At 66.2% G+C, this 14,382-nt stretch carries 13 protein-coding genes; 4 read left to right on the top strand and 9 right to left on the bottom strand.

The window, feature by feature from the left end; translation table 11 throughout:
- Positions 1 to 186 precede the first annotated feature (186 nt).
- On the bottom strand, positions 187 to 1,494 hold the full coding sequence (locus tag WI560_RS06605; protein ID WP_375307354.1) for an HlyD family efflux transporter periplasmic adaptor subunit: 1,308 nt from the start codon (positions 1,492 to 1,494) through the stop codon (positions 187 to 189).
- 195 nt (positions 1,495 to 1,689) lie between these two features.
- Between WI560_RS06605 and WI560_RS06600 the strand changes: the two genes are divergently transcribed.
- Complete coding sequence (locus WI560_RS06600) at positions 1,690 to 2,325, top strand: TetR/AcrR family transcriptional regulator (protein WP_375307353.1); 636 nt, start codon at positions 1,690 to 1,692, stop codon at positions 2,323 to 2,325.
- A 43-nt stretch (positions 2,326 to 2,368) separates the two neighbouring features.
- Complete coding sequence (locus tag WI560_RS06595) at positions 2,369 to 2,704, top strand: DUF6665 family protein (protein ID WP_375307352.1); 336 nt, start codon at positions 2,369 to 2,371, stop codon at positions 2,702 to 2,704.
- A gap of 15 nt (positions 2,705 to 2,719) precedes the next feature.
- Here WI560_RS06595 and WI560_RS06590 read toward each other — a convergent pair whose 3' ends face one another.
- The 7 genes from WI560_RS06590 to WI560_RS06560 form a co-directional block, all read right to left on the bottom strand.
- A complete protein-coding gene (locus WI560_RS06590; RefSeq protein WP_375307351.1) occupies positions 2,720 to 3,448 on the bottom strand; it encodes a Crp/Fnr family transcriptional regulator in 729 nt (242 codons plus the stop codon).
- A 72-nt stretch (positions 3,449 to 3,520) separates the two neighbouring features.
- Positions 3,521 to 4,876: an amidase family protein gene (locus WI560_RS06585; protein WP_375307350.1), complete on the bottom strand. Its 1,356-nt coding sequence runs from the start codon at positions 4,874 to 4,876 to the stop codon at positions 3,521 to 3,523.
- A gap of 61 nt (positions 4,877 to 4,937) precedes the next feature.
- The gene (locus tag WI560_RS06580) at positions 4,938 to 5,948 is read right to left on the bottom strand and encodes an ABC transporter substrate-binding protein (protein ID WP_375307349.1); all 1,011 of its coding nucleotides are present in this window, start codon (positions 5,946 to 5,948) and stop codon (positions 4,938 to 4,940) included.
- A gap of 21 nt (positions 5,949 to 5,969) precedes the next feature.
- The gene (locus WI560_RS06575) at positions 5,970 to 6,809 is read right to left on the bottom strand and encodes an ABC transporter permease (protein WP_375307348.1); all 840 of its coding nucleotides are present in this window, start codon (positions 6,807 to 6,809) and stop codon (positions 5,970 to 5,972) included.
- Positions 6,806 to 8,104, bottom strand: coding sequence for a M20 family metallopeptidase (locus tag WI560_RS06570; RefSeq protein ID WP_375307347.1), 1,299 nt, complete (start codon positions 8,102 to 8,104; stop codon positions 6,806 to 6,808). The genes WI560_RS06575 and WI560_RS06570 overlap by 4 nt, the downstream gene beginning before the upstream one ends.
- A gap of 244 nt (positions 8,105 to 8,348) precedes the next feature.
- Positions 8,349 to 9,554 carry an extensin family protein gene (locus WI560_RS06565; protein ID WP_375307346.1) on the bottom strand — a complete coding sequence of 402 codons (1,206 nt, stop codon included), beginning with the start codon at positions 9,552 to 9,554 and terminating at the stop codon, positions 8,349 to 8,351.
- Between the two features lie 422 nt (positions 9,555 to 9,976).
- Positions 9,977 to 10,831: a DUF2147 domain-containing protein gene (locus tag WI560_RS06560; protein WP_375307345.1), complete on the bottom strand. Its 855-nt coding sequence runs from the start codon at positions 10,829 to 10,831 to the stop codon at positions 9,977 to 9,979.
- A gap of 193 nt (positions 10,832 to 11,024) precedes the next feature.
- Between WI560_RS06560 and WI560_RS06555 the strand changes: the two genes are divergently transcribed.
- Both WI560_RS06555 and WI560_RS06550 read left to right on the top strand, forming a co-directional pair.
- On the top strand, positions 11,025 to 11,804 hold the full coding sequence (locus WI560_RS06555) for a DUF2147 domain-containing protein (protein WP_375307344.1): 780 nt from the start codon (positions 11,025 to 11,027) through the stop codon (positions 11,802 to 11,804).
- A 257-nt stretch (positions 11,805 to 12,061) separates the two neighbouring features.
- Positions 12,062 to 13,489 carry a FecR domain-containing protein gene (locus tag WI560_RS06550; protein ID WP_375308787.1) on the top strand — a complete coding sequence of 476 codons (1,428 nt, stop codon included), beginning with the start codon at positions 12,062 to 12,064 and terminating at the stop codon, positions 13,487 to 13,489.
- A 297-nt stretch (positions 13,490 to 13,786) separates the two neighbouring features.
- Here WI560_RS06550 and WI560_RS06545 read toward each other — a convergent pair whose 3' ends face one another.
- Positions 13,787 to 14,338: an NUDIX hydrolase gene (locus WI560_RS06545; protein ID WP_375307343.1), complete on the bottom strand. Its 552-nt coding sequence runs from the start codon at positions 14,336 to 14,338 to the stop codon at positions 13,787 to 13,789.
- Positions 14,339 to 14,382: the final 44 nt, after the last annotated feature.

Below are 14,382 nucleotides of genomic sequence, written 5' to 3'. Positions count from 1 at the left end.
TGACAGCCGCGGGGTCGGTGCACCTCTCCCGCCTGCGGGAGAGGTCGGCGCGCAGCGCCGGGTGAGGGTTCTCTCCGCTAGGGGACTGTCCCATTGCCGAAGCACCCTCTCCCCAGCCCTCTCCAGCAAGCGGGAGAGGGAGCGCACCTGCACTTGCGGCTGCAGCGCGATTCATTTCACCGCATCCTACTGCGGATGGACCGCGGGATCGTCGAGATCGACCTCGCTGTCGGCGTCGGCGGCGCCCTTGTTGGTGTCGACGGTGGCATAGACCGACATGCCGGCCCGGAGCAGGTTCTGCTTCGCCACCGACTTCGGCACGCGGATGCGGACCGGCACGCGCTGCACGATCTTGGTGAAATTGCCGGTGGCGTTGTCGGGCGGCAGCAGCGTGAACACCGAGCCCGCGCCCGCCGCGATGCTGTCGACCACGCCGGAGAACTTGCGCATGCCGTAGGCGTCGACCTTGATCGTCACCGGCTGGCCGGGACGGATGCGCTTGAGCTGCGTCTCCTTGAAATTGGCGTCGATGTAGACGTCGTCCAGCGGCACGATGTTGCCGAGGCGCTGACCGACCGCGACGAAGTCGCCGGTGTTGACGAGGCGATTGGAGAACGTGCCGTTGACCGGCGCACGCACCGCCGTGAAGCTGAGGTCGCGCTCGGCCTTGGCGAGCGTGGTCTTGAGCTCGGCGAGCTGGGCCTGCGCTTCGGCCTGCTGCGCCTTGGCGACCTCGACATTGCTGACGGCAACGTCGTAGGCGGCCTGCGCGGCCTTGACCGCGGCGGCGCCCTGGTCGCGTCCGGCTTCCGAGCTCTCGAACACTGCACGCGAGGCGAACCCCTTGGTGCTCAGCGCCTGCTGGCGCTCGTAATCGAGATCGGCGCGCTTCAGGCCCGCTTGGGCCGAGACGAGCTGAGCCTTGGCCTGCGCCACCTGGCTGTCGAGCGCGGCGACCTGGCGGCCGATGCGGTCGATGGCGGCCTGCTGGGTCGCGATCTTCGTGGCGGCGGCCTCGACCGCGATCTTGTAGTCGCCGTCATCGATGCGCAGGACGACGTCGCCGGCGCGCACCGGCGTGTTGTCGCCGGCGAGGATCGAGGCGACGTGTCCAGACACCCGCGCGCCCAGCATGGTGTTGTTGGCGCGGACGTAGGCGTCGTCAGTGGAGACGTAGAAGCGGCCGACCAGCGTGTAATAGCCGGCATAGCTCGCGACGGCGAGCGCGAGCAGCAGACCAACGCCCATCAGGACGAATTTGCGCTTGCCGGATTTGGGAGCACCGCCTGCGGGTGCGTCCGGCGCTGCTACAGCCGGCTCGTCAGTCGCGGGCTTCTCCAGCGCCTCAGCGGGGCGGCGCTTGGCCTCCTCGACCCTTTCACCGCGCAAGTGCTCGGTAACGGGAGCAGAGTTCTCGATCGCAGCGTTACCGCCGGCTTGCTCCGCCGCTTCCTGGCGAAGGACTCGCGCAGCCTGGTCTCTCGATGCCGCCATCAAGGCCTCCACAAAAGGCGATCGAGGACGGCCGGCCGGAGGCCGCTTTCCCTGTCGCTGATCTCAAATATCATTGACCGAACGGTTCGGTCAATATACATAAATGGCTCTAAGCGGCACCCTACTGAGCCGAATCCCTTAATATTTGCGTTTCACCGTTCAGCTGATCAGAAAATCTTCCGAGACCCTAAACCAATGGTTGTAGCCGGCCGCGACCATCTACACGCCGTCCAGGAGGAGGACGGCACCAAACGTCGCCAGATCCTGGACGGTGCCCGCAAGGTGTTCATGGATCTGGGTTTCGACGGCGCCAGCATGGGCGAGATCGCGCGCGCCGCGCAGGTCTCTAAGGGCACGCTCTACGTCTACTTCGCCGACAAGTCCGCGCTGTTCGAAGCCATCATCGAGGAAGAGGCCCTCCAGCACGGCCAGGTCGTGTTCAACTTCGATCCTGCCCGCGATGCCGAGGCCACGCTGAGGGAATTCGGCCTCGCCTACCTTCACCTGATCTGCCGGCCCGGTGGCGGATCGGCGATCCGGACCGTGATGGCGATCGCCGAACGCATGCCTGATGTCGGCCGCCGCTATTATGCGCGGGTGCTGGACAAGAGCATCAGCCGCCTCTCCGGTTATCTCAAGGCCCGTGTGGTCGCGCGCGATCTCGATATCGAGGATTGCGATCTTGCCGCCTCGCAGTTCATGGAACTGGCCAAGGCTTCACTCTTCCTGCCCTTCGTGTTCCAGGCCGCGCCGGCACCGTCGGAACAGCGCATGGCCGAGGTGGTCGACAGCGCCACGCGGATGTTCCTGGCGGCGTACAAGACGAAGTAGCGGCGCGTTGCACCTGCAGGCGGGGCGGCATTATATTGCGGCCATGTCTCGCGATCTTCGCCCGCCGGTCGACATCCTCCACTACGAGATCGTCCAGGAACAGGCCTCGGCACTCGGACGAATGGGCCGCGCCCTCGAACAGGCGCTGGCGCGCTTGCGCGAGTTTGACGCCGCTCACGCCGCCGCGGGAACTGCAGCCTCGATGCAGCCGGCCAGGCGCAAGCTGGTGCTGGAAGCCGGCCAGGCGCTCTGGATGTTCGTGGTCCAGCGCGAGGCGACGGGCCTGCGCGACAGCCGCCACATCATGCGCACCTACAACGTCCCGGGCGAGGTGCAGCGCTGCATGGGGCTGGCACCGTCGACAACAGGCTCGAGATGACGACAGCGGCTCGATCTAGTCCGTCACCTGCTTTCTCAACGCGGCGAGATCATTGACGACCATCTTGGTCGGACCGGTCGAGATGATGCCCTCGTCCTGGAGTCGGTTGAGGATCAGGCTGATCGACTGCCGTGTCGCGCCGATCATGCGCGCGAGATTGGCCTGCGTGATGCGGCCGAGTGAGATCGGAGCGTTCTCGTCCTGGGCCGCGTTCTCGCACAGTTTCACAAGCAGCAGCACCAGTCGTTCCGCAGCCTTTTGCCCGGCCAGCGTCTGCGCCAGCATCGAATAGGTCTCGCCCTTGAAGCCGAGACACTCGATCAGCGCGACTGCGAACGAAGGCGACTGCGCGATGAGCCGGCGGATCGCATCCTGGTCGAGATGCAGCGCCTCGACCCGGCCGAGCGCGCGCGCCGACCAGCTATGTCGATGATCGCCGAGAATGTAGGGGGCGCCGACGAAGTCGCCGGCCTCCCAGGTCGCCAGCATCAGTTCTCGCCCCTGCGTACCGGCGTGGGTGCTTTCGACGATCCCGCTCAAAATGATGTGGATGCCGTTCGCGGGCTCGCCTTCGCGCAGCAGATGTTCGCGGTTCTGGTAGGTCGCCAACCTGCCGGTCCGCATCACCAGATCCAGATCGGACTTGTCCAACGACTTCAGCACATAGCGCCCGGTGCCGGCGGCTCGCGCCTCCGCGCACGGCTCACCCGGATCGGCGACCTCATGCGCATGACCGCGCCCCACGATCAGTCTCCCTTCGAGTGACGGCTCGAAGGCTAGGAGGTATCAGGTCGGATTGCAACGCGGCGCGAACGCTCAATGCACGGCCGCCGTAGCTGTAAATGCGCAGGCGAGGTCAGCGAGCAGGCGCTCCCGCCCCGCCGGCGCCAAGAACGTGACCCCGTAAGGCACACCCGCCCTGGTCATCGCATTGGGAACTGCAATCGCGGCGAGCCCGAGCGGATTGGCGTAGTTGGTGTAGTAACCGTTGTTGAAGTTGGCCGTCAGCGGATCGCGCGCCACATCATCAATGCTGAGGACAGTGCCGACCGTCGGCACCACCAGCACGTCGTGAGCATCCCAGAAACCGCGAAGCCGACGCTGGACTTCCTTGACCTCGTAGGACGCACGGTATGCATCGGCGGCGGAGAACTTCCGGCTGCCGAGGACGAGGTCTCGGACGATCTTGACGCCCGCATCGGGATGGGCGTCGAGGAACGCACCGACCGAGACGTCGCGCTCGGCAAGGAACGGACCGAAGAACATCAAGTCGTTGATCGAGGTGAACGGCGCGAAATCGACCGGCGTGATCGGCAGGTCGAGTTGCCGCAGCCGGCGCAGTGCGGCGCCGAACAGCCTCTCCGTCTCCGGATTGCCGAAGAACTTGAGCTGATCGACCCGGGGCGCTGCGAGCTTCAGCGGCCGCGCGGGGGACGCCTGCTCCGTCCATCCGGCGAAATCCACCGGCGCAAAACAGTCCGCGGGATCGCGCCGCGCCAGCACGCGATAGACGTCGTAGCCGTCAGCGGGATCGCGCGTGTAGAGCGAGATGGTGTCGAAGCTCCGGCACGCATACACCATGCCGCGCTGGCTGAACGCGCCCGGCGCCGGCTTGAAGCCGGTCACGCCGCAATAGGACGCGGGCACCCTGCCCGATCCTCCGGTGTCGGTGCCGAACGCGAAGGACGACGTTCCGGTTGCGACCGACACCGCCGCGCCCGAGCTGGAGCCGCCGGGAATGTAGTCAGGATTGTGCGGATTGCGCGCGATGCCGTAGGGCGAGCGAACACCGACGAGCCCGGTCGCGAACTGGTCCATGTTGGTCTTGCCGATATAGATCCCCCCGGCTGCGATGGCATCGGCGACCACCGGGCTCGTATCCTTCGCGACATAGGCAAATTCCGGACAGGCCGACGTAGTCTGCTCGCCCGCGACGTCGATGCAGTCCTTGACCGAAAAGACGAGCCCGTAGAGGGGCAGGCCGTCGATCTCGCCGATGCGCGCATCGAGCGCGCGCGCCGCGGCCATGACGTTCTCGGGCCCCGCCGTCGATATCCAGACGCCGCTCTGGTCGGCGTCCGCCAGGCGCGACAGCACGTGCGCGGCGACGGCCGACGGCTTGAGCGTTCCGCTGCGATAGGCGGCGCGAAGACGGCGAGGCGAAATATCCATGTCGGTCACATGCTCATGGGAATCGGAGGTGCCGGCGAGACGAGCCCGCCGGCCCGGCGCGTCAGCGGCCGATCACCTTCTCGAGATAGACCGGCTGGATGAAGGCTTCGAAGTCGGTGCGCGGCAGCAGTTTCGGCAGTCGCTCCTGCTTCACCAGAAAGTCGGCGGTGGAAATCAGCGTGTCGACAAACCTGCCCTTCTTCGCGGTTGTGCCGAGATATTCCTCGGTGAGCTGCTTGTTGCAAGGCACCATGCCGGTGCCCTTCATCATCCGTGTCGCGTCGGGTAGCGGCAGCGACAGCTCCTCCGCAATGATCTCGGCCGTCTTCTCCGGGTTCTTCAGCCAGAAATCGATTCCCTCGCATTCGGCCTTGATGAACTTGTCGACGTAGGACGGATATTTCTCCGCGAACGCATTCATGACGACGCCGATGTCCCAGGTCGGATAGCCACGCTTGGTCATCTCCCCCGAGGTGATCAGGATCTTGCCACCGTTCTTGACGGCTTTGTCGAGGTTCGGCTCCCAGAACCAGGCGGCATCGATATCGCCGCGAAGCCAGCCGGCCGCGATGTCCGAAGGCGCGAGATCGATGATCTTGATCGAGGCGGGATCGACGCCCTCGTCCTTCAATGCCTGCAACAGCAGGTAGTGCGTGGTGGATCCGAACGGCGCGGCGACCGTCCTGCCCTTGAGGTCCTTGAGCGACGTGATGTTCTTGTCGGCCCGCACCACCATCGCCTCGACATAGTCGAGCAGATTGATCACAAGGATGCCCTTGATCGGCAGGGCTCGGGTCGCCCCGATCGCCGTCGGGGGATTGCCGAGGCCGCCGAAATCGACGTCGTTGCCGGCGATCGCGCGCAGCATGTCGCCGCCGCCGCCGACCTTGACGTATTTGATGTCGACACCCGGCATCTCCTTGGCGAGCAGGCCAAGATGCTTGGTGACAAGCTGCGCGTTCACCAAATTCAGATAACCGACGGTCACCTTGGCCGGCTTGTCCTCGGCCCGCGCGGCGGCCGTGAGCGCCAACGTGGCAAGTGCGAGCGTGGCAACAAGTCTCTTCATCATGTCGATTCTCCTCGATCAGGATTACGTTCGGGCCCACGGCATCAATAATCTGGCAATTCCGCGCATCATCAGGTCGAGCACGACCCCGGTCAGGCCAAGCACGATCAGGCCCATGATGACGACGTCGGACAGCAGGAATTTCGCGGCATCCCAGATCATCCAGCCGATGCCGGCCGAGGCCGCGACGATCTCGGCGGCGACGAGGACGGTGTAGGTGAAGCCGAGCGAGATACGCATGCCTGCGAGGATCAATGGTCCCGCCGCGGGCAAATAGACGTGAAACAGCAGATGCCGCCGGGTCGCGCCGAGGGATTGCGCCGCGCGCACATATACGGGATCGACGCTGGTGACGGCCTGGATCGTCGAGATCACGATGCCCGGCAGGCCCGCAAGAAACAGCAACGACAGTTTGGAGCTCTCGCCGATGCCGAGCCACATCACCAGCAGCGTATAGAGCCCGAGCGGCGGCAACGGGCGATAGAACTCGATCAGCGGATTGAGCAGCGCACGCGCATTGCTCGATACGCCCATGAGAACGCCGAGTGGAATGCCGACGAGGCACGCCAACGCGAACGCCACGAGGATGCGGTAGAGGCTGGCGCCGAGATGCTGAACCAGCGTGGCGCCCTGATAGCCCTTCGTCATGGTCTTGACGAACGCGCCCCACACCGCCTGCGGCTTCGGCAGGAACAGCTCATTGGCCCAGCCCATCTCCGTGACGATGGTCCATGCGGCCAGCAGCGCGGCGACGGTAAGCGTGGAGAGCAAGACCGACCGGGAGACCGTTGGCAGCCGCAAACTGCCCCGCCGCGTACGATCGGCGGAGATCGGAATCGCCATGGGGCTTGCCTCGACGCTCATGTGCGCACTCCCAGGATCTGCATGATGGTCAGCGCGTAGATCCGCGTCGCCATCACCGACTTGGTGATGGAGATGTTCTCGTTGTCGACGGCCCAGCCGTCCTCGCCCGGACCGAACGTCACCGCGTTGATGCCGGCTTCGCGAAAGCGGATGGTGTCGTTGAAGGCGTTCTTGCGATTGACGCCGGGCTCGCGGCCCATCAGGCGCCGATAGACCGCGCGAAGCGAGCGGCAGGGCTCTTCCTCAACCGGCACGGGCTCGGTCGCGTTGACGAACAGCGAGCCGGGCACCTGGCGCACCCCGACCCTGACGTCGTTGATCCCGGCAAATGTTTGCTGCCCGAGCCGCTCGATGTCGGAGATTACGCTGGCAAGCGTCATGCCGGGCACGATACCGACAACTGCGAGCGTGACGATGCAGGCATCCGGCGAGAACTGCATCTCGCCGGGCAGGCCGCCGCGGATGCGCACCACCGAGCAGCAGGGCGGCGTATGCCCCATGAACTTGCTCGGCACGTGGGTGAACGTCATCTCCGCGAGTCCTGGCAGCAGTTTCGCCGCCTCCATGATGGCATTGACGCTGATGTCGGGCCGCCAGATATGCGACTTGATCCCCTGGACCGTGACCTCGATCAGGCAATGGCCGGAATTGGCCACCGAGAGGTTCATGCCCCAGTCTTTACTGACGTCACCCCAGGCGGTCGGCTCGGCCGTGATCTCGTAGTCGGCAGCAAGGCCGACCTTGTCGAGCATGTAGATCGAGCCCTCGGTGCCGTTGCGCTCCTCGTCGACGGTGTAGCAGCACATCAGGGTGCCATCGAACTTCACGCCCTCCTCGATCAGGGCCTGCACCGCGAGCAGTGAGGCGGCGAGATTGCCGCGCGTGTCGGAGGTCCCGCGTGCGTAGAGCAGATCGCCATGGCGCGTCGCCTTGAACGGATCGTAATCCGTCATGTGCCATTTCTCGGGCTCGACCACCGGATAGGTGTCGAGATGATCGTTGAGAATCAACGACGGCGCGCCCTCGCGCCCTTTGAGCACGCCGAGCACATTGGGCCGGTGCGGCTGCGCGCTGTGCTTGGTAACCTCCATGCCGAGGGCTTCGAGCTTGCCCGCGACCAACATGGAGATCGCCTCCTCCTCGGCGGGCGGCAGATCGGGATCGAGCGGATTGCCGGAGCGCGGCTGACCGGTGCGGATCAGTTCGGATGCAAGGTCAAGCCAGCGTTCCTCCGTGATGCGCGCCAGCACGCGCCGCTCGAGATCAGAGTAAGGCGGGGTGACAGACATCTGCATGACGGGTTCCGCTGGCTTACAGCGCCGGCTGCGCTGCGTCGTTGCAGGCCCTTCATTGCACCGACTGTGCCAATTGCCGGCCACGCCCGTTCGGACACGAATAGCGATTGCAGTTCAATGATTTGGTCGAAAATCGAGACCGCGCAAATTTTTGCGCGTCAGCTGTGCTTTGCCGAAGGCACAGCGTTGGCTGAACAGACCAGCCGCAGCGGGTGGACGGCCGCCTGAGCTCTGGCGGACGCGCCTATTCGTCGATGTAATCGTCATCCTCGCGCTTGCGCGCCGTGCTCTTGCGCGCACCGAGCGAACCGGTGACGGAGGAATCGCGCGCATTGGCATAAGGGCTGCGCGACTGCGCGCGCGCGGCGACCTCCTCGCCGGACACGGCGGCCGGCTGGCAGATCAGGCGGCGGCTGGCGCGGCGCATCAGGTCGACGTGGATGTGATCGTAGTGAAAGACGTTCGAGCCCGGCGCGAGAACGGTGGTGAAATGCGCACACGCTCCCGCTTGCACGTCGCGCAGGAAGCCCTGCTCCTCCGGCATGCCGCGCCAACCGTCCTTGATGGTGACGCGGCGGCCGTCGGCGAGCACGAAGGCGGAGATGTCGAGCGCATTGCCGAAAGCGTGCTCGGAGATATGGGCCCGCGAGTTGCCGTTCATGCCGCGGCAGGAATAGGCGGAGATCTGCTTGATCTCGGCGACGCGGACGCCGAACCAGCGCATCGCCGAGGGCTGGACGGTGTCGGCGAGCCAGCGGTCGAGCTCGGACACGATCGGACAGGCCAGCGTCGCCGTCGGCTTGATCGCGACGGGCCCCACGGCCGTGACGGAATTGCCCTGCGCAGGGCCGAGGCGCGGCAGCGGTTGTTGCGCGGGCGCCTGCGAGTAAGGCGCCGGCCGTGCCGGATAGCTCGGCGAATTCATGTAGCGCGCCGCGCCTGCGGCATCGGTGCCATCGGGCGGCAGGTCGATCTCGTCCTCCTGCGCCGCCACACCCGGTGCGTTCAGCGACACCGGCCCGGACGAGGCGCCGTAGCCGGACGGGTGGCGCACCGCGCTCTCAGGATAGTTCGACTGCGGCGGATAGGCGGAGGCCGGGTAGTTCTGGCCCTGCGGATAGTTCGATTGCGGCTGCCTCACGGGCCAGCGCGGCTGGTTGCCGATGCTCCCCGGCGGCCGCAACGGCTCGTCGGCGAAGCCGTAGGTGCTGGAGGCTTCGCCGATAGCGGCCACCTTGAGTGGAAATTCGGCGCCGCACTGGCCGGGTCCGGAAATCGGGTCGATGCGGACGAGATCCGGCCCCTCTTTCACCGCGCCCGATTTCAGGCATGCGGCTTCCGCCTCGGCCCGCCACGGTTCGCGTTCGGCCTGGAAGAAGCCGCGTCCGCAACCCGCTAGCGAAACAAGGACGATGGAGCCGACGAGATACAAACGAACTCCGCGCGTCATGTACGCACGTTCGGTGAATTTACTTAAAGACTCTTCAACACGTTGATTTCAGTGTTCTTTAACCATGACGACCGGCGCGCGCCGAACCCCGGGCAAACCGAGCGACAGCAGGGCTGACTTTATCGAGACGAGACTCTCTGTTAACCATGATGCTCGCGCGCAAAGCGGCGCGCGTGGAGGGAGCGATTCATGACGTTCGCCGGGAAACTGAGCGTAGTCACCGCCTACCTCGCCATGGCCTTCGTCGGCGCCATCGTGCTCGGCATGATCTAGCGGCTCATCGAGCGCATCGAAGCCGGCTTCTTCCCTTCTCCCCTTGCGGCAGAAGGTGGCGCGAAGTGCCGGATGAGGGGTTCTATCCTCGCGCGCCGGCGTTCACGGACATGCCCTCTCCCGCAAGCAGCGCGGCATTTTGTGCGGCGCTACGACCGCGCGCTCCATTGCCGCGAGGTCGTGATCAGTTGCTCGCGCGGCGCTTCGATCCGCGTCCAATCATTGGCCGAGCACCAGAAACGCCAAAGCGCACAGGCCTCGACGCGGAGCCTGCCGGAGCTCTTCAGCGTCATCGTCGCGTAATAGGTGTTGCCGCTGGAGCGGCTGTAGATGCTGCCGGTCCAGACGTCGTGCGATTTCGGCTTCATGTTGACGAGCACGCTCTCGCCCCGGCGCGAGGTCTCGGTCAACGCATAACCGCAAAGCGCAGGGCCGCAGCGCTCGATGCGGACCGTGCCCTTGGCACCCCGGCTCTCCCATTCGCCGAGCGGCGTATAGGCCTGCTTGTCGTCGCTGCGCCGTGCGACCACCACGGTCTGCTTGATCTCGGGGCTCGGCACCGGCGGCGACTCCAGGCGCGGCGGGTCGGGATCCGGCGCCTCGGCTCTTGGCGCCTCGGCTCTTGGCGGCTCTGGTCTCGGTGGCTCTGGTCTTGGTGTCTGCGGCGGCACGACGGGCTGCGATGTCGCCGCGGCCAGCGTCGGGGCTGGAGCAGCCGGCGGAGTCGCGACCACGCTCGCCTGCGGCGGGCGAGGTGGGATGGCCGGATCGACCGGCGAGCTCGGGGCAATCGGCGCCGGGACCGGTCTCGTCGCGGCGTTTTCCGCCGGCCGAAAGCTGCGATGGGACGAGATCGACACGCAGGATGTGGATCGGCACGTTTTGGGCGCCTCGACATGGAAGCGGTGACGGCCAATCGAGACGGAATAGGAACCGGCCTCGGCCGCCGGCGCGATCGCCATCAGCGCGATCAATGTGCCAAGCGAAGTCGCAAGCCGTTGCATCGCCCTCTCCCTCAATGTCGCGACGACCTTACGCAGAGGAATTGCGGCTGAATGTGCGCTGCCTCACCCAGCCGCTCGCCGCCGTTGTGACCCTCATCACAGAACACCGGGCCAGCCCGGCATAGGGTCGAGCCACGTTTCATCCACCAGCGACTTCGGTCCATATCGGGACCGCGCCATTTTGGAGGTTGTCATGAACAAGCTCACCGTCGCCGCCACCGCGCTCTTCCTCGCCTCGACCGCCGCCCATGCCGGCGGCAATACGATCTCGTTCCAGATCGAGGGCCAGCACATCCGCATCGAGACGCCGCGCAACTGCGCCTCGCTCAACTGCGTGACCATCGTCGCACCGGGCCTGTCGGACAAACCGATCAAGCTGAACAACATCAACCTCAAGGGCTTCGGCGGCTCCAAGGATGATGACGCCGACACCACGCCGGCTCCGGCCACGGCCGCGCAGCCCGCGCCGGCACCGGTGCAGCAGCAGCCCGTGCAGCAGGCGCCGGTTCAGGCGACCGTACCGGCCGCACCAAGTGTCGCCCCCGCCGCGCCCGCGTCGACCGTTGCCGCCGCGCCGACCGTCGACACCACGACGCAGCCCGCGCCGGCCGCGGCGCCCGCGCCCGTTGCTGCGCCCACTGCGGTGGCGGTCGCTCCGGCTCCGGTGGCGGCCGCGCCCGTGGCCGTAGCTAACTCGCCGATCGGCATCTGGGCGACCGAAGAGGGGAAGGGCAATGTCCGGGTCGAGCAGTGCGGCGCCAATCTGTGCGGCTACGCCGAGAAGACCAACGAGCGCATCCTGATCAACATGAAGCCCGAGGGCTCGAAGTGGAGCGGCCGCATCCGCGATCCCAATTCCGGCCGCAACTACGACTCGACCATCGCGATGAAGGGCCCGAATACGATGCGCGTGCAAGGCTGCGCCTTCGGCGGCATGTTCTGCGGCGGTCAGACCTGGAAGCGCGTGAGCTGACACGCCGAGCGTGTCATTCCGGGGCGATGCGCAGCATCGAATCCGGGATCTCGCGCCACGGACCCCACTTCGAGATTCCGGGTCGCGACTTCGTCGCGCCCGGATGACGAGCAAAGGCGAAGCCACGCCCTCACCCAGCGTGGCGTTTGGACGTTCACCCTCCCCATACCACACATGTTCATCCGCCATTCAGGTCCGCGCGGCTGAGATCGGCTGATCTCGCCTCGCGTTCTCACCGGGACTTCCTCGTGACATCAATGCCGGCTTGGCGCCGCTTCGTGTTCGCGCTTGCGCTGCTGGCATTGCCGCTGGCGGGCGGCGGCGTTGCGCATGCATCCGATGCAATCAAGTTTGCTCAGGCGCAGCCGCAGGCGGACCCGGCGCCTGCACCTTCCCCAACACCCTCGGCCTCGCCGACACCGGCTACTGACGCAGAAGTGACCGCCGTCGAGCCTATCGGCAACGTCGCGGCCGTCACGGGCATCGCGACCGTGATCCGCGACAAGAACTCTTATCCTTTGCGCCTCCGTGACGACATCTATCTCAACGACGTCGTGCAGACCTCGTCGAACTCCACGCTCGGCATCACCTTCAACGACGCGACCACGTTCAATCTCTCCGCCAGTTCCAAGATCACCATCGACAATTACGTCTATGAGGACGGCGGCAAGCAGAACTCCGGAATCTTCGACATCGGCAAGGGCACGGTCGCCTTCGTTGCGGCGGCAGTGGCGAAGACCGGCAGCATGAAGATCACGACGCCGACGGCGACGCTCGGCATCCGCGGCACCACCGGCGTCGTCGAGGTGCCCGAAGGCGCCGCCGCCAGCGGCGCGCGCAACGTCAACGTCAAGCTCTATCCCGACGCCGACGGCCGCGTCGGCCACATCGACGTCGACGACCGCATCAGCGGCGCGCGGCTCGGCGCGCTGACGCAAGGCGCCAGCGGCTTTGCGATCCGGCCTGGCGCAGCCGCTGCCGGAATCATGCGCTTTGCCGCGGTACCGATCAGGATTCCCGCACAGCAGGTCGCACGCGACCGCGGCTTCGTCAGCCAGGTCCATCTGGCGCAGACCACGGGGCGCCGGATCGTCACCGAGCAGCGCGACTTCCGCCGCGCCAATCCGGGCGCGATCAGCCGCATCCCGCGGCCGATGCAGCCGTCGCAGCAACAACAATTGCGACCGGCAACCGCGCCTGGCCAGCAGCCGCAACGCCCGACCGGCCCGAACAACCGTCCAGGTCAGCAGCAGCCGGGCGCGCCGGACCGGCAAGGAACGCAGCCAGGCGCCCAGCCGCCACAGCGGCAGGGACAAGGCGGCGCGGTACAGCCCGGCACGCCGCGGACGGGTCAGGCACGGCAGCAAGGCCAGCAGCAACAGGGCCAGCCGCAACGCGGTCAGCAGCAAGGCACAGCTCGTCCAACGGGCGGGCCGCGTGCCGGCGAAAGCCTGCAGCCGGGCGGCACGTCGCAAATCCGGCCGCAGCGTGGTGGACGTATTCAATCTCAGCCCAGCCCGCAGCCCGAGCTGCCGCGCACCGGCATGCAGCCGGGCCAACCACCAGCAGAACAACAGCCTCGCATGCAGCGCCCCGGCGGATTCCAGCAGCTCCCCCCCGCCGCGCAGCGTCCCGCAGCGCCGCGCAAGCCGGCGCCAGCCCCGAAGGAGAAGGGACGGCAGTGACAGTGCCGCCCCTCACCCTGAGGAGCTTGCGAAGCAAGCGTCTCGAAGGGCGAGGCCACTGTCGGGCCGCATGGTTCGAGACGCGCGCGATGCGCGCTCCTCACCATGAGGGTCAACGTTGAGCACGCCGCTCTCTCCTCCGTCATTGCGAGCGCAGCGAAGCAATCCAGCGACCCTCCGCGGAAAGATTCTGGATTGCTTCGCTGCGCTCGCAATGACGATGTGGAAGGAGCTCAGGCTCTCACAGGCCCATCCGCTCGCGGATGTCTTCAGACCGCAAGCAGTGTGCTCTGGACCTCACGCCTCGCCGCGCAGCCAGGCCTTCATCTTGTGCAACAGACCGTGACGCAACTCATCAGCGGAGGCGGCTTCGGCTTGCGTCAGCGTCTGCAAGGCTGAATCGACGTCATCGGCCGATTGCACCGGCTCCGGCACCAGCCCTGCTGCGGCAAGTGCGATCGGGCCGGTCTGGGTCAGGAACGCGCGTTCGTATTCGCGCGACAGCCGCGCGATCGCGTCGTCCAGCGTCAGCCAGTCGACCGCCTTGACGTCGTTCATCAGCTTGCGGACCGGCCCGCCCTCGGCCTCCATGCGCCAGAAATGCACGACCTTTGAGCGTCCGCCGGATTGGTAGGCGAGCGTGCCGAGAAATTCGTGCACGGCGACGTCGTGGCCGGTTTCCTCCAGCACCTCGCGATGCGCGGCTTCTTTCGGCGTCTCGCCGTCGTCGAGCTTGCCCTTCGGCAAGACCCATTCGTTGCGCTTGCGCTGGCGCACGACCGCGATCAGCGGCGTCGAACCACGCCGCAGCACGATACCACCCGCCGCCATCACCGGCGCCCGCGCCATCACCACATCCGTCGTCGAATCGTCCCCACCGACGATATAGGCGC

Source organism: Bradyrhizobium sp. A11 (assembly GCF_042077125.1).
GTDB lineage: Bacteria > Pseudomonadota > Alphaproteobacteria > Rhizobiales > Xanthobacteraceae > Bradyrhizobium > Bradyrhizobium japonicum_B.
The sequence above is the reverse complement of the archived record's forward strand: the minus strand, read 5'-3'. Positions and strand labels throughout refer to the sequence as shown.

What these genes read in the sequence shown, in the direction of transcription:
- WI560_RS06585 (WP_375307350.1), bottom strand. Translation starts at nt 4,876, where the DNA reads ATGGATATTTCGCCTCGCCGTCTTCGCGCCGCCTATCGCAGCGGAACG.
- WI560_RS06560 (WP_375307345.1), bottom strand. Translation starts at nt 10,831, where the DNA reads ATGCAACGGCTTGCGACTTCGCTTGGCACATTGATCGCGCTGATGGCG.
- WI560_RS06545 (WP_375307343.1), bottom strand. Translation starts at nt 14,338, where the DNA reads ATGGCGCGGGCGCCGGTGATGGCGGCGGGTGGTATCGTGCTGCGGCGT.
- WI560_RS06555 (WP_375307344.1), top strand. Translation starts at nt 11,025, where the DNA reads ATGAACAAGCTCACCGTCGCCGCCACCGCGCTCTTCCTCGCCTCGACC.
- WI560_RS06570 (WP_375307347.1), bottom strand. Translation starts at nt 8,104, where the DNA reads ATGCAGATGTCTGTCACCCCGCCTTACTCTGATCTCGAGCGGCGCGTG.
- WI560_RS06575 (WP_375307348.1), bottom strand. Translation starts at nt 6,809, where the DNA reads ATGAGCGTCGAGGCAAGCCCCATGGCGATTCCGATCTCCGCCGATCGT.
- WI560_RS06550 (WP_375308787.1), top strand. Translation starts at nt 12,062, where the DNA reads ATGCCGGCTTGGCGCCGCTTCGTGTTCGCGCTTGCGCTGCTGGCATTG.
- WI560_RS06580 (WP_375307349.1), bottom strand. Translation starts at nt 5,948, where the DNA reads ATGATGAAGAGACTTGTTGCCACGCTCGCACTTGCCACGTTGGCGCTC.
- WI560_RS06565 (WP_375307346.1), bottom strand. Translation starts at nt 9,554, where the DNA reads ATGACGCGCGGAGTTCGTTTGTATCTCGTCGGCTCCATCGTCCTTGTT.
- WI560_RS06595 (WP_375307352.1), top strand. Translation starts at nt 2,369, where the DNA reads ATGTCTCGCGATCTTCGCCCGCCGGTCGACATCCTCCACTACGAGATC.
- WI560_RS06605 (WP_375307354.1), bottom strand. Translation starts at nt 1,494, where the DNA reads ATGGCGGCATCGAGAGACCAGGCTGCGCGAGTCCTTCGCCAGGAAGCG.
- WI560_RS06600 (WP_375307353.1), top strand. Translation starts at nt 1,690, where the DNA reads ATGGTTGTAGCCGGCCGCGACCATCTACACGCCGTCCAGGAGGAGGAC.